This is a genomic window from Mycolicibacterium arenosum (assembly GCF_024320865.1).
Taxonomy (GTDB): Bacteria; Actinomycetota; Actinomycetes; order Mycobacteriales; family Mycobacteriaceae; genus Mycobacterium; species Mycobacterium arenosum.
In genome coordinates, this window is record NZ_JANDBD010000002.1 from 195,988 (window position 1) to 211,755 (window position 15,768).

Sequence of the window (15,768 nt, forward strand, 5' to 3'; positions counted from 1 at the left end):
GAAATCACCGGGGAGTGAAGACGATTCGGGTGCCGCTCGGCTCTTTGGCGGTCCAGACGCTCTCGACGTCCGCGAGCGGACGGGCGAGCGTCGTGAGCTCGAGACGGCCGTCCGCGACCATATCGAACATCGCGGGCAGCGCCTCGGTGCGGGCGCGCGCGAGCACGTCCGGCGGCACGCTGCCGATGCCGAGTCCGGACAGGGTTATCGCGGTGCCCCGCAGGATGCCGGCGTCCAGTGCCAGCTCCGGACCCGCCATCGAGCCGATCTGCACCCAGCGCGTCCGATGGAAGTGCGAGGACGGGTGGCTCTCGGCCAGCGCACCCAGCGCCTGCTCCGCGGGTTCGCCCCACAGGTAGTCGAGTACCGCGTCGAACGGCCGCTCGGCGTGCAACGCGCCGACGCGGGCGGAAAGATCCTCGTCGCGCATCGCGATGGCCTCGTCGGCGCCCACTCCGCGGAGCCAGTCGAGCCGTTGCGCGTCGCGGCCGGCCACCACGACGCTGCCCGCGTCGAATGCGCGCTTGGCCAGCTGCACGGCCGTCGCCCCGGTGACGCCGGTGGCGCCGAGCACCAGGATCCGGGCGCCGGGCTCGATTCCGGCCGCGTACTCGAGTGTCATCCACGCCGACATGCCCGGATTGGGCAGTGCGGCGGCGGTCACCGAGTCCACGCCGTCGGGGACGCCGACGGCGCCCTCGACGGCGACCAGCGCGCGTTCGGCCATCATGCCGCCACCGATGCCGCCGGCCCACACCCGGCGACCGTCGGCGAGCCGCATGACGCCGTCCACTCCGGGCACAACGGGAAGCTGAATCTCCCTGCTGGCGTAGTGCTTTCCGGAAACGAGGCCGCGGGTCAGATTGGTCAGTGCGGCGGCCTCGAGCGTCGCCACGACGGCGCCGTCCCGCGCTTCGGGATCCGGGAAGTCGGTGTAAACGGGCGTTTCGCCCCACGCGTTGACGACTGCTGCCTTCATGCTCGCACCTCAGTTTCAGTAGAAATGGTTTCTATGGAAACAATGTACGGGGGAGCGAGGCGGATGGCAAGATGGTTTCCATGAAAACCAAATCGGGGCTGATCGCGGACATCAACGTTCTCGTCGGTGCCGTGGGTGACAAACTGCGATCGGACGACGACAGCGACGACGAGCGCGACTTCATGGTGCAGCGCTGCCCGAAGCGGCTGCAGTCCAGCGTCCGGTCGCTCCCGACGCTGTCGATGCACCTGCTGGCCGCCATCGCCGAGGGCCCGGTCAGCGTGGTCGGGCTCGCGACGCGGTCAGGCCAACTCAAGGGCACCGTCTCCAAGCACGTGCAACGGCTGGTGGAGGCCGGCCTGGTGGCGCGATCGCCGATTCCCGGCAACCGCAAGGAGCTCGAACTGCGACTCACCGCCGACGGTCGACTGGTCGCGGACGTGCATCGGCAGATGCACGACGAGATGGCCCTCGGGCTGCGCGACTTCCTGACCCGCTACACCAACGCCGAGCTCGAGGTGCTCGTCAAGGTGCTCGGCGACCTGCTCGCGGCGCGTAAGGACGGCGTCCGGCTGGTGCCCTAGCGGGGCGTGGGGACCTCTTCATCGTCGGGGAACTCACCCGTGACCTGGAAGATCACCCGCCGGGCTACCTCGACGGCGTGATCGGCGAAGCGCTCGTAGAAGCGGCTGAGCAGCGTGACGTCGACGGCCGCGGTGACGCCGTACTTCCACTCGCGGTCCATCAGCACGCTGAAGAGGTGACGATGGAGGTCGTCCATCGCGTCGTCCTCCTCGCGGATGCGCGCGGCCTTCTCGGGATCGCGGGTCAGCAGGACCTCTTGTGCACTGTTGCCCAGTTCGACTGCCACCCGGCCCATTTCGGCGAAGTAGCCGTTGACCTCCTCCGGCAGCACGTGCTGCGGGTGGCGGCGCCGGGCGATCTTCGCGACGTGCAGGGCGAGGGCGCCCATCCGGTCGACGTCGGCGACGATCTGGATGGAGCTGACGATCGCCCGCAGATCGCCCGCCACCGGCGCCTGCAGGGCGAGCAGCACGAAGGCCGCCTCCTCCGCGCGGGTGCTCATGGCGGCAATCCGCTCGTGGTCGGTGATGACCTGTTCGGCAAGGGCCAGATCGGCCTGCAGGAGCGCTTGGGTGGAACGCTCCATGGCGGCACCCGCCAGGCCGCACATTTCGCCGAGTTGGTCGGACAAGTCGGCCAATTGCTCGTGGTACGCGGTACGCATGCGGTCAGCCTACGGGCTGACGTGCGCAATCGTCACGCCGTACCCGGTGAACGAAAGGTGAATGCCACCTGCCCAAACGGCGTTGAGCGGCGTGCTACTCGCAGGTGGTGTCGGCGGCGTTCGTGACGTTCAGATCCTCGGGCAGCTGCGTCGGCTCGCTGCTGGCGTCGCTGCCGCGCACCACGTTCACCTGCACGGCGGAGCCGCTCGGGGACGGGGTGCCGACCGTCTGGAAGTCGGACCCGAGGACCACCCTGACCTCGTCGCCGAGTCCGGTGACCCGTTCGATCGTGGGGATGGTCGTGCTCGAGAACGCGGACGCGACGGTGGCGGCGGCCTCTTCGTTGCCCGCCGAGAAGAACACGGTGGTGGCGTCCAGCGGGCCGGGGTAGTCGTCGGGTTCGACGGTGACGAAACCGTGTTGCTGCAGTTCACTGGCCGCCGTCGAGGCCAGTCCGTTCTCGCCCGTCGAGTTCGACACCCGGACGGTGACGGAACTCGGGTCGGTCGCGACGGCGTCGACGACCTCACTGTCGGACTCCGGTTGGGCGGTTTCGCTCGAACTCGTCGGCGTCTCGGGTACCGGGGTGTTGTCGGCGTTCTTCTCCTCGGGCAGCGGATCGTCGTTGATGATCGCGTCGAACAGCGCCCGCATGTCGTCGTCGCGGGGCACCTCGTTGCCGTACTCGTCGGCGTACCCGACGGTCGGCACCGTGATGAACGTGATGCGGCCCGCGTTCACACCCTGGATGGACTGGCCGAGATTCACCAGGTCCTTGGTGTCGATGTTGTCGACGTAGCTGTCGGCGATGAACATGTTGACGACGTTGTTCAGCTTGCTGAGCGAGAAGAACGTGTCCTTGCTGATCAGCGAGCGCAGCAGCGAGGACAGGAACAACTGCTGGCGCTTGATGCGGCCGTAATCCCCGTTGGTCTCGGTGGTGACCTGGCGGGCGCGTACGTACTGCAGTGCGGTGTGGCCGTCGATGATCTGGCGGCCGGCCGTCGGCAGCACCGTGCCCAACTCGTAGTCCTCGATGGGCGTGGTACTGCACACCTCGACGCCACCGAGTGCGTCGACCATCGTCTGGAAGCCCGCGAAGTCGACGGCCATGAACCGGTTGATCGACAGACCGGAGAGCTTCTGGATGACCTTCACCAGGCACTTGGGCCCGCCGACCGCGTAGGCCGAGTTCAGCTTGGTCTCGGTGTAGACCTCGTCCAAGCCGTAGTTGGGCGACTCCTCGTCGGTGATCATCCCGTAGTTACCCGTTTCGGGATCCCAGGGTTCACACGTCATCGGCGTGATCGACAGGTCGCGCGGAAACGATACGGCGACAACGCGTTTGCGGTTCGCGGGGATGTTGACCAGCATCACGGTGTCGGACCGGGCGCCCCCCGCGTCGTCCGTGCTGCCCGCCCCGACCTCACTGTTCTGACCGATCCGGCTGTCGGTGCCGACGATCAGGAAGTTCTCGTCGCCGAACTGGGCGTTGGGGTCGAGGATGTCGCGCGAGCTCTGATCAAGCGCCGACACCTTGTTCAGCGCCTGGTTCTTCAACGACTGCCACTGCCATGCCGAACCGGTGAGCGCGACGGCGCACACCGCCAGCAGTGCGGCCACCGCACGGCCCGCGAGCATGGCCGTGCGCTTGCGCTTCGGTTTGGGCTTCTCGGGATCGCGCCTGGCGCCGATGCGGGCGGGATGGGCGGGCACGCGTTTCGCGGACAGGTTCGGGAGCTCGGACGCGTGTGCGGGGAGCACCGGAATGATGTCGGTGGGCGGGGCGTACTCGTCCTCGGGCACCGGTTGCGGCGGGGGAGGAGTCGACCGCGGGGGCGGTACTGACGCCTGCCTGGGGATGGGCGCGCTGTGCCGCGTCGGCTCGGGCTTGCGGTCGCTCGGCGGCGACGTTCCCGACACCTTGGCGATCAGATCGGCGACGGTGATCCCGTCCGCGTGGTTGCCGGTCGCGGGAGGCGAGGACTCCCGCTGTTCTTCGCGGCGCTCCCACGGCGCGGCGCCTGGCTTGGGCCTGGGAGTTCGGGTAAGCCAGTGATCATCGTCACTCGGCGGTGGGCGGCCGGGAGTGGCGTTATCGCCGTCACTCATGTCCTACCGGCCTCCGACTCACGGGAACTGTGCGGGCTCCGCGCGCTGAACGTGCGCGCGGGCCGCGGTCGTGCTGTACGTGCTTTCTGCTCTCTAGCAGCACTTACTCGAGCGTCGGTGGTCGACGCCCATGGTCATGAACCCTCATCGTACTGAGCAAGGCCGGGTGGCTTCCAGTCAGAGAAAATGTCGAGAGCGTCTCGATGTGATGACGGCGACTCGGAGACGCTATCCACCGGAGTGCATGACGTCGGCTCCCGCGGGCACCGTGCAGTCGTCCGGATCGTCGAGCCAGCCCTCCGGCAGGGCTACCGAACCCGGCGATCCCTGACGCCCCCGCGGGCCTTCGGCGACGCGCGGGAACGGTATCTCCGGGTCCAGCTGACCGACCAGCTGATCGAGTTCGGGCAGGGTCTTGACCAGTGCTAACGCGCGCCGCAGGTCGGCGCCCGCTGGGAAGCCGTGCAGGTACCAGGCGATGTGCTTGCGCATGTCACGCATGCCCTTGTCCTCGCCGAAGTGCTGCGCCAGGAGCGCGCCGTGCCGTCGCATGATGTCGGCGACCTCGCCGAGGTTCGGCGCGTTGGCGGGCTCACGGCCGCCGAACGCCGCGGACAACTCGGCGAACAGCCACGGTCGGCCGAGGCAACCGCGCCCGATCACGACGCCGTCGCATCCGGTCTCCGCCATCATCCGCAGGGCGTCGTCGGCGTCGAAGATGTCGCCGTTCCCGAGCACCGGGATGTCGGTGACGTGCTGCTTCAGTTCGGCGATGCGGCTCCAGTCCGCCGCACCCGAGTACCGCTGCGCGGCGGTGCGGGCGTGCAGGGCGATGGCCGCTGCGCCCTCGTCTCGGGCGATGCGGCCCGCGTCGAGGTGAGTGGTGTGGGCGTCGTCGATGCCGATCCGGAACTTGGCGGTGACGGGAATCGACGTGCCCTCGACGCCGCGCACCGCCGCCGCCACGATCTGGCCGAACAACCGCCGCTTGAACGGAATCGCCGCGCCACCGCCGCGCCGGGTCACCTTGGGCACCGGGCAGCCGAAGTTCATGTCGATGTGGTCGGCCAGGCCCTCGTCGGCGATCATCCGCGCGGCCGCGAAAGTCGTTGCGGGATCGACGGTGTAGAGCTGCAGCGAACGGGGCGTCTCGTCGGGCGCGAACGTCGTCATGTGCATGGTCACCGGATGCCGCTCGACGAGGGCGCGCGCGGTGACCATCTCGCAGACGTAGAGCCCGCTGATCGTGCCCTCGCGGGCCAGTTCGAGTTCGCGACACAGGGTCCGGAACGCGACGTTGGTGACCCCGGCCATCGGGGCCAGCACGACGGGGCTGCGCAACGCGATCGGCCCGATCCAGAGGGCCGGGGCCGGTGATGAGCCGCTTGCGCGAAGAACGGGTTGTTGAGCGGTCGTGCTGGGGGACTCGGTTACGAGGCTGATGACGACACCAGGAGGTTCTTCTTGGCCCTCTTCTCGGCCACTTGGCGGACGCGCTCGAGGCGCCGTTCCTTCGCGATCTCGAACTTCTCGCAGGCGTCCTTCAGTTCCTCGACGTGCCTGTACAGGTCCTCCTGCATGCCGGCGGCCTCACCGGTGAAGTCGTCGCGTTCGAAGATGCGCCACTTCTTGAGCACCGGCATGACGATGTCGTCGAGGTGGATCCGCGGGTCGTAGATGCCGCCGGTCGCGATGACGACCGCCTTGCGACGGAAGTCCGGGATCGTGTAGCCGGGCATCTTGAAGTTGGTCAGCACCTTGTGCAGCGACCGCATCGCCTGGTTCGGGCAGATCTCCAGTCCGGCCGCCGTCACGTCGCGGTAGAAGATCATGTGCAGGTTCTCGTCGGCCGAGATCCGGCCCAGCAACTGGTCGGCGACGGGGTCGTTGCAGGCCTTGCCGGTGTTGCGGTGCGACACACGAGTGGCCAACTCCTGGAACGTCACGTAGATGACGGAGTCGAAAAGGCTCTCGGCGAACAGATCCGCGTCGCCCTCCAGCTGTTCGTTCTGGCCGGGGGAGAAACCGCGGGTGACCTGCTCCATACGCAGTTCCTCGAGTTCGACGGGGTCGATCGAGCGGGTGACGACGAGGTAGTCGCGCAGCGCGATGCCGTGCCGGTTCTCCTCGGCGGTCCAGCGGTTGACCCAGAACCCCCACGGCCCGTCCATGCTGAAGTTCATCGCGATCTCGCGGTGGTACGACGGCAGGTTGTCCTCGGTGAGCAGGTTCGTCAGCATCGCCATTCGGGCGACCTCGGACAGCGGCGACTGTTCCGGATCCCAGTCCTGCCCGCCCAGCGCGTAGTAGTTCTTGCCATCGGACCAGGGCACGTAGTCGTGCGGGTTCCAGTCCTTGCGCATGGTGAGATGTCGGTTGATCTGCTTCTCGACGACGGGCTCCAGCTCGTGTAGTAGCTGCAGATCGGATAGTTCCTTCGACATGCACCCTCCGAGTTATCTGTACCTGTTGGTAGCAGTCAATATATCTGTGTCACCCGGTGACATCAAGTTCATCGATAACGAGTCGGCGGCTAGCGAACATTCGACGTCTTTACCTGTACCATTCCGAACAGGGCGCGAGCCCTGCTCAGCAAACCCCAACGGCGCCTCGACGCCCAGGAAGGTCGCGACACGTGAAGAAACTTCTTGTTCTCGGTACCGGTGCTGTCGGGGCCGGAGCGATCGCCCTGTCGCTTCTCGGTGCGGGGGTCGCGTCAGCCGACGACGGCGTCGTCGGCTCGACGTACAAGGACGCTCGCGCGAAGTTAGCCCAGCAGGGTGCGTCGACGATCGTCGCCACCACCGTCGGCGACCGCAAGGACTGGGACAACTGCATCGTCACCAGCGCGACGCCGGCTGCCTTCCGGGACGGCTACGGCGAGGATCAAGGCAATCAGTTTCTGGTGAACCTGAATTGCTACTCGAAGTACGCCACCAGTCTGTGGCCGGGGTTCTCGATCCAGAGCAAAGAGGGCCAGGAGATCTACCAGGCGGATCTGGCGGCAAAGGAACAGCGGGAAGCCGAGCAGCGCGCCGCCCAGGAGCAGGCTGAGCTCGAGGAACTCGAGGGCGGCCCCGACTCGTAAACGCCCACCGACGAGTCGACTGTGAACAGCCTGTTAACTGGGCTTTTCCTCTTGTAATCGAGCGTCGGATCAGGACTGCGCCGCCGCCCAACGGGCGGTACTATCCCCGCGGATAAGCTTTACCGACCCCGCGGACAGATAGGGCTAGACGTGAAGAAGCTCATCGTTGTTGGTACCGGCGCGATTGGAGCGCTCGCGTTGTCGACGCTGCTCGGTGGTGGTGTTGCAGCAGCCGACGACTACGCCGGACAGACCTACGCGGACGCGTCGTCCGCGGCGAGCGACGCCGGCGAGACGGTGACCGTGGCGAGTCGCGTCGGCGACAAGCTCTCCGAGGACGATTGCCTGGTCACGCGCTCGCAGAGCACCCCGTTCACCAGCGCGATCGACGGGTCCTCGGTCGACGGCATCCAGTTCTACCTGAACTGCAACGGCGGCGTGGCCTCGGCGACGACGCCGGGCAACTCCCTGGCCAGCGAGGCGGGTCGCACGGCGCAGGCCGCCATCGACGAGGAGGAGGCGAAGGCCGAGGCCGAGGCCGCCGCAGCCCAGAGCGAGCAGGCCGAACTCGAGTTCGCGGGCGAGGAGCCCGGTGTTCCCGGACAGGTCGCCGGCGGCTAAGCCCGCGACGGGTCAGCCGGGGAGACCCGGCTGACCAGCATGTCCACGCAGTAGTCGATGAACTGGTCGCGAGTGGTGTCGAGCCGTCCGTTCAAGTACGCGGTGAACAGCGCGGTCAGCGCACCTACTAAGCCCGTCGCCACCATCGCCTGAACAGCCGGATCGGTGATCCGCGTCAGCTTGTGCTGCAGCAGGTCGATGAAGCTCGGCATCCACTCGGCGCCCGACTTCGCGAGTACCGGTTCGCGTTCGGGCGCGATCAGCAGGACGCGGCCGCGAACCGGGTCGTCGACCATCAGCGTGACGAACCGTTCCACGGCGTCGCGCGGCGTGTCCGACGTGGTGAGCGCCGACATCGCGGTGCTGCACACGTGGTCGTACACCCCGCGCACGAATTCGTCTCTGTCCGTGAAACTCTCGTAGAAGTAGCGCTCGGTCAGTCCGGCTTCCCTGCACACCGCGCGCACGGTCAGGGCCGGGCCCGCCGCGCCGCCGAGCAGGCCGACGCCGGCCGCGATCAACTCGTCGCGGCGCAGGCTCTGGCGATCCTGCAGCGGTACGCCGGACCAGCGGCCTCGTCGTTGACCGGAAGACACATCGCTCCTATCCTCATACTGACAACGCTCGTAGTCAGTTGATCGGCTGACATTCAGGGAAAGCTCGCCAGTGACTCAAGATACTTCCGCCGCGCGCCCGGTGAACAGCGAAGCGCCGCCGATCGCGGCGGCGGGCTGCCCGGTGAGCGGCGCATACGACGCCGTACCCCTTGGGCCCGACTCGCTGACGTGGAAGTACTTCGGTGACTGGCGCGGCATGCTGCAGGGACCGTGGGCCGGCTCGATGCAGAACATGCATCCGCAGTTGGGTGCCGCGGTGGAGGAGCACTCGACGTTCTTCCGGGAGCGCTGGCCGCGACTGCTGCGCTCGCTGTACCCGATCGGCGGCGTCGTGTTCGACACCGACCGCGCGCCGCGCACCGGCGCCGAGGTGCGTGACTACCACGTGACGATCAAGGGCGTCGACCCTCAGGGCAGGCGGTATCACGCGCTGAACCCCGACGTCTTCTACTGGGCGCACTCGACGTTCTTCGTCGGAACCCTGATCGTGGCCGACCGCTTCTGCGGCGGCATCAGCGAGGCCGAGAAGCGGCAGCTGTTCGAGGAGCACAAGCAGTGGTACTCGATGTACGGCATGAGCATGCGCCCGGTGCCCGATACCTGGGAGGACTTCCAGGAGTACTGGGATCACATGTGTCGCAACGTCCTTGAGAACAACTACGCCGCACGCGCAGTGCTGGACCTCAGCGAGCTACCCAAGCCGCCGTTCGCGGAGAGGATGCCGAATTGGATGTGGGCGGTGCAGCGCGGGTTCGTCTCCCGGTTCTTCGTGTGGTTCACGGTCGGGCTCTACGACCCGACGGTGCGCGAGCTGATGGGTTACTCGTGGTCGGACGGTGACGAGCGGATGCACCGCCGGCTGGGCCGGCTGGTGGGCGCGGTCTTCAGCGTCCTGCCCAAGCGCGCCAGGATGCATCCGCGTGCCCGCGCGGGATGGGACCGAGTCTCCGGGAGAATCCCCGCTGACACGCCGCTGCCCGAGACGCCTGCGCGCAACCTGCCGCCGATCGACGAGCGTGACAACCCGATGCACTACTGCCCGGTGACGTCCCGCTAGGCACCCCGCGGTGCGTACATGATGACGGCGACGCCCACCAGGCACACCAGCGCGCCGATGACGTCCCAGCGATCCGGCCGGAATCCGTCGAACGCCATCCCCCAGGCCAGCGAGCCCGCGACGAAGACGCCGCCGTACGCGGCCAGGATGCGGCCGAAGTTCGCGTCGGGTTGCAGGGTGGCGACGAACCCGTAGATGCCGAGCGCGATGACGCCGAGTCCGGCCCAGAGCCAGCCGCGGTGCTCGCGAACCCCCTGCCACACCAGCCAGGCGCCGCCGATCTCGGCGACCGCGGCGAGGACGAACAGCAGAATCGATCGGACCGGCACGGGCTCCGACTCTACGAGACAACCGGCCCGCAAGCTCCGGTCACGATCCCGTCAGCCGGTGTTCGTAGTGCTCACTCTCGAAAACATCGCAGGCATAGGCGATGTCGTCGGCGGAGGCGTCGGGGTGCTCGTACGCGACGGTGTCGATCGCGGCGCGCGTCTCCGCGCCGAGTCCGATATCGGAGGTCGTGCGCGCACCCGTCGCGATCGCGCTGTTCAGCGCAGCCTGGAAGACCCGGCGAGGGTCACGACCGACGGATGCCACGCCACAACGCTACGGCCGTTGACGGTTGGGCGCCCGCGCCGCGGGAAGATTTAACCCAACCGTCAACGTGCCGAGGATCGCTACTGACCCTTCACGTTGAGGATCTGGCGCAGCACGTGCTCGACCTCGACGAGGTCCGCCGCGTCGGCCATCACCTGATCGATGTCCTTGTACGCGTCGGGGATCTCGTCGATCCAGGCCTCGCCGTGCCGGTACTCGATGCCCCGCATCCGCTCGGCGAGGTCGTCGACGGTGAACCGCTTGCGCGCCTCGGTCCGGGAGAACCGCCTGCCCGCCCCGTGCGGGGCCGAGCAGAGGCCCGCGGCGTTGCCCTTGCCGCGCACGATGTAGGACCGCGTGCCCATCGAACCGGGGATCACGGCGCGGACGCCCTCGTGCGCATCGACGGCACCCTTACGGGTCAGCCACACGTCGCGACCCCCGTGCCTCTCCTTGACCGTGTAGTTGTGGTGCGTGTTCACCCGCTCCACCTCGAGCTGATCAGCCGTCGTCGGATCGACGCCCATCCACTCGGCCAACGCCACCCGGAACCGGTCCATCATCTCGGCGCGGTTCTCCAGCGCGAAGCGCTGTGCCCACGCCAGTTCCCTGAGATAGCAGGCGAATTCCCTGGTTCCCTGGGGAAGGAACGCCAGGTCCCGGTTGGGCAGCCGATCCGTCCACCACCACTGCTCCATCAGCCGCTGGGCGACCTTGATGTGCTTCTGCGCGATCTTGTTGCCCACTCCGCGGGAGCCCGAGTGCAGGAACATCCAGACCCGATCCCGCTCGTCGACGCACAGCTCGATGAAGTGGTTGCCGCCGCCCAGCGAGCCGAGCTGCCTGCGCCACGTCGTCGAATGACCGAGGTCGACCTCGTTCCGCTGGGCGAGGTCCTCGAGCAGCGCGATGCGCGCCCGCGTGAACGGGTAGCGGTCGACGTTGTCGTTGTAGTTGCCCGGCGACAGCGGGATCGCGTCCTCCAGCGCGACGCGCAGGGCTGCGAGATCGCGGCCCGCCAGGTCCGCCTCGGCGTAAACGGTGCGGGCCGCGATCATGCCGCACCCGATATCGACCCCGACGGCGGCCGGGATGACCGCGTCGAGCGTCGGGATCACGGTGCCGACCGCCGAACCCTTGCCGCTGTGGGCGTCGGGCATCAGCGCGACGTGCGGGTGCACGAACGGCATCGCTGCGGTGTCCTTCGCCTGCTCGATGGTGCTGTCGTCGAGGTGAGAGGCGAAGTTCAGCAGCTTGTGGCCGTCGATCTTCTTCATGTCTCCATTGACGCACGGATTCGGCGTATCAGGCGACGCATTTTTCGGCTGCGGTGCGCACCCGTCAGAAGACCTCTTCGGCGGCACCGGGATTGCAGCGTGACTCGATCATGCTGGCGCCGTTGACAACTGGTCGCCACGGCTCGACGTTCCAGCTGGCCTTGCCCGGCTCGACCAACTCGGCGAAGCGCCAGTGGCAGACGAACTGCTCGCGCATCCCCGGCTTGTCGGCGTCGGGGGTGACGGCGAGTACCTGAGCCCAGCCACCGTCGGAGCCGAGGAACCCCGCCGATGCGCGCCTGCCGGCTTCGGTCGGGTAGATCCGCAGGCTGACCTGGTCGCCGACCGTTGTCCACTCCGTCCGCTGGATGTACTGCTGGGGCTGGGGGGTGGCGATCGCCGCCCTGGCGATCGAGAAGGGCGCCTTCGCGGCGGATTGCACGACGTGCATCGAAGCGCCGCCGTGGGCGACGACCACGACGATGCCCCAGGCCAAGGCGGCCAGGATGGCGAAGAAGATCCCGTCGAGGAGCCTGCCCCACCACTGCGCGGTCGACCGGTCCCGTGGCGCCGACGGGGCGTCGGTGGCGGGGATCGTCATGGTCGTGTCCTGTCGTCGGTCGGGATCGTTGGAATGAGTGTGGAAGCCCTGACTTGGGAGGTTCTTGGCTTGTTCTTGGGGTGCGAGCGCGGAATCGGAAGCCGTTGCGGCTCAATGGTATTGCGTGTTAGAACGCCGCCGGGAAACGGGCCTGACATACTCGGGCGACTGTCGTGCGGTTAGAGGGGGAACTCGTGATGGCGTCCACGTACTCGAAGGTCGGCCCGCTCGCCGCGGCACTGCTGGTGGTGTTCGGCGCCGTTCCGGCCTGTTCAACGTCCACCGAGTCCGGTGGCGCGCCCAGCGCGGAGTCGTCAGGTGCGGCGTCCGCTGCGCCCGCGGCCGGCGGCGGCAAGATGGACGGCGCACCGAAGCAGGAGGCTCCCGCCACGAGTGCGCAGGGCGCCGACACGGTGGTGTTCGAGGTGACCGGAACGGGATCCGCGATGACGATCGACCTGGTGCCGTCCGGCGATCAACGGCTCTACGACGTCCCGCTGCCGTGGTCGACCACCGTCACCATCGCGCCCGACGAGGCCCAACTGCAGGTCGTCGTCGTCGGCTCGGGCGAGAACAGTCCCGGCTGCAGGATCACGCTCAACGGCGAGGTGGTGGCTGAGAAACCCGAGGGCGGCAACGCGCACTGCGTGTACGACCGCTGATCGGGGACAGCGTGCTGAGCAGTGTTGCGGATCGGTGCCCCCACCAGGGCTCGAACCTGGGACCTGCGGATTAAAAGTCCGTAGCTCTACCAACTGAGCTATAGGGGCGCGGGGGAAAGAATACTCAATGCCGGGGCGTCGGGGCGCCTGCCTTTTGGGTTTGGGAATCTGGGCGTCGGTACCCTAAGCTATCCAAGCTCCCAACGCGCACGCGGCGGGAGTACCCCGAAGAGATTCGGCTTTGGCCCCCATCGTTTAGCGGCCTAGGACGCCGCCCTTTCACGGCGGTAGCACGGGTTCGAATCCCGTTGGGGGTACGACGCAACGGCGGCAACGTCGGAGCAGCAGGAAAGCAAGGCCCTGTGGCGCAGTTGGTTAGCGCGCCGCCCTGTCACGGCGGAGGTCGCGGGTTCGAGTCCCGTCAGGGTCGCCATTCGGCGAGATGTTCACCGTCTCGTCGGCACGGCCAGGTAGCTCAGTCGGTACGAGCGTCCGCCTGAAAAGCGGAAGGTCGCCGGTTCGATCCCGGCCCTGGCCACCCAAGCGTTCGCAGTCATCCGTCGGCGCGATGCCGGCCCACCTAGCTCGTCGGCTCCTGTGAACTCCATGCTGCTGAAAATCGCATTCGGCCCCAACCTGTGCCAGGTCGGGGCCGAATCGTGTCGAACTGTGAGATCCGGTCAGCCCGGCGGGGGAACCGGCCCGTCCGGCGGAGGCGGCAGGATCAAACCGGGAGGCGGGACGGGGCCGTCCGCCGGGTCGGGCAGGAACTGAGCCAACCCCGGCGAGATCACCGTTCCCGGCGGCGGTGCGGTGCCCGGCAGGGGCTGGCCGAGCTGCTCCTGGGGGAGCTGGCCCAGGCCGCCGTAGAGCCGGTGGTCGCGTTGCATGTCGATGAACCGGCCGAACCACTCACGCCGCGAGACGTCGGCGTTCTCCTGACCCGGAGCCACGTCGAACTGCTGCCCCTCGCCCGGTGCCGCCGGCACGACGTTCTGCGGCAGCCCGTAGGCGTTGTTGAACACGTTGAGATTCGGCACGACCCCCGGATCGGCACTGGGCGCCTGCGGTGCCCCGTACTGCCCCAACACCGAAGCGGCGTCGAGACCGTTGACGGCGGGCGCACCCAGTGCGCCGGGAACCGGTTCGACACCCGTCTGCGACAGCACGCCGAGACCGGCCGGTCCCAAGGGCATGCCGAGCACCGGGACGACGGGGCCCGGTGGCGGCGGCGGAACCGGCTCGCCGGGCGGCGGCAGAGGATCGGGCGTCGGTTCGGCGGCGGCGGTCGCCGAGAAGACGACCGCCGCTCCGATCATTGCCAAACCCGCTGCCGCAGAAGCGGTTACGGCGAGTCGCCGCATCAGACCGACTTCGTCGTGCCGTAGTAGGCCACCACGTCGTCGGTATCGGTGGTCGAGCTGGTGAGCGTCGCGTAGGACCGCAGGAACGACTGACCGACGCAACCGTCGACCTTGACGTGGGTGTCCTTGATGGTGACGCGCACCGGCGCCGCCTTGAAGGACTTCTTGCTGACCGTCACCGTGGAGACCGTGCCCGGCTTCGGGTGAATTTCGATCGTGCCCGACAGCGGCACCTGAACGCTGCCGATACCGATACCGCTGCCCTGGGCGCCGAAGCCGACACCGACGTTGACGCCTGCCTGGCCGATGAGGCGGACCTGGCCGAGTTCGATGCCGCACCCGATCTGGTAGCCGGCCTCGAGGGTGCCACCGGACAGGGTCGTGCTGCCGCCACCGGTCACCGTGCCGGTGAACGTCCCGCCCACCAGGTATTCGCGAGACGACGCCGCGGTGGTCAACGGGGCGATCGGCAGCTCGCTCTCGTTGGTGGCGGCCACGGTGAGCGTCCAGCCGTCGGGCGTGGTGACCACGGCGGGCGGGTTCGATGCGACGATTCCGTTGTCCGGTGGCGGAACGGCGGCGGCGGGGTCGATCGGCGGGGGCGGCGGCTCGGCGGCCGCGAAGGGCGCGACGGCCGCCAGGGGGCCGGCGATGCAGGCGGCGGCCAGAACTGCGAAACGGTTCATGGTGTTCTGTGATCTCTCGTTCGTAGGTCGATTGGGGCTAGACGGCTTTGGTGACACCGACGTAGGTGATGACGTCATCGGTGTTGTCGGTGGAGCTCGTCAGCGTGGCGTACGAGCGGATGAAGGACTGGCCCGCGCACTGATCGGTCTTGACGCGAACGCCGGTGATGGTGACGCGAGCGGTGGTGCCCTTGAACGACTTCTTGTCCAGCGCAACGGTCGTGACGGTGCCGGGCTTCAGGTAGATCTTGCCCTGGAGGCTGATGCCCGCACTCAGCGTGGGCGCACCGAGCGCACCGAGGCCGGGTGTGATGGACGCGCCGGGGTTGATCTCGACCTCGTCCGAGATGATGCCGCAGCCGATCTGCTCACCGGCCTCCAGTGTTCCGCCGGTGAGCTTCGTCTTGCCGCCGCCGGTGATCTTCCCGGTGAACGTGCCGGCGATGAGGTACTCGCGCGACGAGATCGCCGTGGTGAGGGGTGCCACCGGAAGCTGAGTCTCGTTGCTGCCCACGACTTCCAGATGCCAGCCATCCGGGGTGTCGAGGATGCCGGGTGCAGCGGACGGGACGGCACCCTCGGGCGGAAGCGGGTTGGTGACGGGAACGACGGCGGCGTCGTCGCCCGCCGGGGGTTCGGCCAACGCCAGGGGTGCCACCCCGATGGGAAGCGCGATGCAGATCGCGGCAGCTGTGGCAAACCGATTCAACATGGTGATGGGGGTGCCTCTCTAAGCGTGGATTCGCATCCGGATCCGACCGATCCGTTGGGTGGGAGCATCCAATGCAGTGATGTCGAAACGGTGAATGGACGTCCAACACTAAGGGGTTTGTTACCGTCGGATGAGAATTCCTCTGATT

Annotated in this window: 18 protein-coding genes and 4 tRNA genes; 8 read left to right on the forward strand and 14 right to left on the reverse strand. The window is 67.7% G+C overall.

Annotated features, from left to right (window positions below):
- Positions 1-4: 4 nt before the first annotated feature.
- Positions 5-979 (reverse strand): quinone oxidoreductase family protein, encoded by a 975-nt coding sequence (locus tag NM203_RS04700; protein ID WP_255058533.1) that lies wholly within the window; start codon positions 977-979, stop codon positions 5-7.
- An 80-nt stretch (positions 980-1,059) separates the two neighbouring features.
- On the opposite strand from NM203_RS04700, the gene NM203_RS04705 reads away from it, so the two are divergent.
- Entirely contained in the window at positions 1,060-1,563 is a 504-nt protein-coding gene (locus tag NM203_RS04705) for a MarR family winged helix-turn-helix transcriptional regulator (RefSeq protein WP_255058534.1), read from the forward strand.
- On the opposite strand, the gene phoU is transcribed toward NM203_RS04705, so the two are convergent.
- From phoU to NM203_RS04725, 4 genes are all read right to left on the reverse strand, one after another.
- Complete coding sequence (phoU, locus tag NM203_RS04710) at positions 1,560-2,228, reverse strand: phosphate signaling complex protein PhoU (RefSeq protein ID WP_255058535.1); 669 nt, start codon at positions 2,226-2,228, stop codon at positions 1,560-1,562. The two genes, NM203_RS04705 and phoU, sit on opposite strands and share 4 nt — an antisense overlap.
- Positions 2,229-2,322: 94 nt before the next feature.
- Positions 2,323-4,341: an LCP family protein gene (locus NM203_RS04715; protein ID WP_255058536.1), complete on the reverse strand. Its 2,019-nt coding sequence runs from the start codon at positions 4,339-4,341 to the stop codon at positions 2,323-2,325.
- Between the two features lie 228 nt (positions 4,342-4,569).
- Complete coding sequence (gene dusB, locus NM203_RS04720) at positions 4,570-5,697, reverse strand: tRNA dihydrouridine synthase DusB (RefSeq protein WP_255059111.1); 1,128 nt, start codon at positions 5,695-5,697, stop codon at positions 4,570-4,572.
- Positions 5,698-5,771: 74 nt separating this feature from the next.
- Positions 5,772-6,785 carry an acyl-ACP desaturase gene (locus NM203_RS04725; protein WP_255058537.1) on the reverse strand — a complete coding sequence of 338 codons (1,014 nt, stop codon included), beginning with the start codon at positions 6,783-6,785 and terminating at the stop codon, positions 5,772-5,774.
- A 191-nt stretch (positions 6,786-6,976) separates the two neighbouring features.
- Here NM203_RS04725 and NM203_RS04730 point away from each other — a divergent pair, with 191 nt between their 5' ends.
- Positions 6,977-7,429 (forward strand): hypothetical protein, encoded by a 453-nt coding sequence (locus NM203_RS04730; protein WP_255058538.1) that lies wholly within the window; start codon positions 6,977-6,979, stop codon positions 7,427-7,429.
- A gap of 150 nt (positions 7,430-7,579) precedes the next feature.
- Positions 7,580-8,050: a hypothetical protein gene (locus NM203_RS04735; RefSeq protein WP_255058540.1), complete on the forward strand. Its 471-nt coding sequence runs from the start codon at positions 7,580-7,582 to the stop codon at positions 8,048-8,050.
- On the opposite strand, the gene NM203_RS04740 is transcribed toward NM203_RS04735, so the two are convergent.
- A complete protein-coding gene (locus NM203_RS04740) occupies positions 8,047-8,646 on the reverse strand; it encodes a TetR/AcrR family transcriptional regulator (RefSeq protein WP_255058541.1) in 600 nt (199 codons plus the stop codon). The genes NM203_RS04735 and NM203_RS04740 overlap by 4 nt on opposite strands.
- A 70-nt stretch (positions 8,647-8,716) precedes the next feature.
- Here NM203_RS04740 and NM203_RS04745 point away from each other — a divergent pair, with 70 nt between their 5' ends.
- A complete protein-coding gene (locus NM203_RS04745) occupies positions 8,717-9,724 on the forward strand; it encodes an oxygenase MpaB family protein (RefSeq protein ID WP_255058542.1) in 1,008 nt (335 codons plus the stop codon).
- On the opposite strand, the gene NM203_RS04750 is transcribed toward NM203_RS04745, so the two are convergent.
- From NM203_RS04750 to NM203_RS04765, 4 genes are all read right to left on the reverse strand, one after another.
- Positions 9,721-10,053 (reverse strand): YnfA family protein, encoded by a 333-nt coding sequence (locus NM203_RS04750; RefSeq protein ID WP_255058543.1) that lies wholly within the window; start codon positions 10,051-10,053, stop codon positions 9,721-9,723. The two genes, NM203_RS04745 and NM203_RS04750, sit on opposite strands and share 4 nt — an antisense overlap.
- A gap of 40 nt (positions 10,054-10,093) precedes the next feature.
- Positions 10,094-10,318 carry a hypothetical protein gene (locus NM203_RS04755; protein WP_255058544.1) on the reverse strand — a complete coding sequence of 75 codons (225 nt, stop codon included), beginning with the start codon at positions 10,316-10,318 and terminating at the stop codon, positions 10,094-10,096.
- 80 nt (positions 10,319-10,398) lie between these two features.
- Complete coding sequence (locus tag NM203_RS04760; RefSeq protein WP_255058545.1) at positions 10,399-11,595, reverse strand: RtcB family protein; 1,197 nt, start codon at positions 11,593-11,595, stop codon at positions 10,399-10,401.
- A 64-nt stretch (positions 11,596-11,659) separates the two neighbouring features.
- Positions 11,660-12,196 (reverse strand): DUF2599 domain-containing protein, encoded by a 537-nt coding sequence (locus tag NM203_RS04765; protein WP_408633296.1) that lies wholly within the window; start codon positions 12,194-12,196, stop codon positions 11,660-11,662.
- 197 nt (positions 12,197-12,393) lie between these two features.
- Here NM203_RS04765 and NM203_RS04770 point away from each other — a divergent pair, with 197 nt between their 5' ends.
- On the forward strand, positions 12,394-12,858 hold the full coding sequence (locus NM203_RS04770) for an MmpS family transport accessory protein (protein ID WP_255058546.1): 465 nt from the start codon (positions 12,394-12,396) through the stop codon (positions 12,856-12,858).
- Between the two features lie 35 nt (positions 12,859-12,893).
- Here NM203_RS04770 and NM203_RS04775 read toward each other — a convergent pair.
- Positions 12,894-12,966 (reverse strand) — tRNA-Lys (locus NM203_RS04775).
- A 136-nt stretch (positions 12,967-13,102) separates the two neighbouring features.
- Between NM203_RS04775 and NM203_RS04780 the strand changes: the two genes are divergently transcribed.
- The 3 genes from NM203_RS04780 to NM203_RS04790 all read left to right on the forward strand — a co-directional run bounded on the left by NM203_RS04780 (position 13,103) and on the right by NM203_RS04790 (position 13,396).
- Positions 13,103-13,175, forward strand: a tRNA-Glu gene (locus NM203_RS04780).
- A gap of 39 nt (positions 13,176-13,214) precedes the next feature.
- Positions 13,215-13,291 (forward strand) — tRNA-Asp (locus NM203_RS04785).
- 31 nt (positions 13,292-13,322) lie between these two features.
- Positions 13,323-13,396, forward strand: a tRNA-Phe gene (locus tag NM203_RS04790).
- A 142-nt stretch (positions 13,397-13,538) separates the two neighbouring features.
- On the opposite strand, the gene NM203_RS04795 is transcribed toward NM203_RS04790, so the two are convergent.
- Genes NM203_RS04795 through NM203_RS04805 form a run of 3 tightly spaced genes read right to left on the reverse strand, consistent with a single transcriptional unit; the run spans position 13,539 to position 15,620 of the window.
- Positions 13,539-14,177: a hypothetical protein gene (locus NM203_RS04795; protein WP_255058547.1), complete on the reverse strand. Its 639-nt coding sequence runs from the start codon at positions 14,175-14,177 to the stop codon at positions 13,539-13,541.
- Between the two features lie 44 nt (positions 14,178-14,221).
- Positions 14,222-14,908, reverse strand: coding sequence for an MspA family porin (locus tag NM203_RS04800; protein WP_255058548.1), 687 nt, complete (start codon positions 14,906-14,908; stop codon positions 14,222-14,224).
- A 37-nt stretch (positions 14,909-14,945) separates the two neighbouring features.
- Positions 14,946-15,620, reverse strand: a complete 675-nt coding sequence (locus NM203_RS04805; RefSeq protein WP_255058549.1) for an MspA family porin — start codon at positions 15,618-15,620, stop codon at positions 14,946-14,948.
- Between the last annotated feature and the right edge of the window lie 148 nt (positions 15,621-15,768).

Coding starts and splice junctions, on each gene's coding strand:
- NM203_RS04700 (WP_255058533.1), bottom strand. CDS start 979: ATGAAGGCAGCAGTCGTCAACGCGTGGGGCGAAACGCCCGTTTACACC.
- NM203_RS04705 (WP_255058534.1), top strand. CDS start 1,060: ATGAAAACCAAATCGGGGCTGATCGCGGACATCAACGTTCTCGTCGGT.
- phoU (WP_255058535.1), bottom strand. CDS start 2,228: ATGCGTACCGCGTACCACGAGCAATTGGCCGACTTGTCCGACCAACTC.
- NM203_RS04715 (WP_255058536.1), bottom strand. CDS start 4,341: ATGAGTGACGGCGATAACGCCACTCCCGGCCGCCCACCGCCGAGTGAC.
- NM203_RS04725 (WP_255058537.1), bottom strand. CDS start 6,785: ATGTCGAAGGAACTATCCGATCTGCAGCTACTACACGAGCTGGAGCCC.
- NM203_RS04760 (WP_255058545.1), bottom strand. CDS start 11,595: ATGAAGAAGATCGACGGCCACAAGCTGCTGAACTTCGCCTCTCACCTC.
- NM203_RS04765 (WP_408633296.1), bottom strand. CDS start 12,196: ATGACGATCCCCGCCACCGACGCCCCGTCGGCGCCACGGGACCGGTCG.
- NM203_RS04770 (WP_255058546.1), top strand. CDS start 12,394: ATGGCGTCCACGTACTCGAAGGTCGGCCCGCTCGCCGCGGCACTGCTG.
- NM203_RS04795 (WP_255058547.1), bottom strand. CDS start 14,177: ATGATCGGAGCGGCGGTCGTCTTCTCGGCGACCGCCGCCGCCGAACCG.
- NM203_RS04800 (WP_255058548.1), bottom strand. CDS start 14,908: ATGAACCGTTTCGCAGTTCTGGCCGCCGCCTGCATCGCCGGCCCCCTG.
- NM203_RS04805 (WP_255058549.1), bottom strand. CDS start 15,620: ATGTTGAATCGGTTTGCCACAGCTGCCGCGATCTGCATCGCGCTTCCC.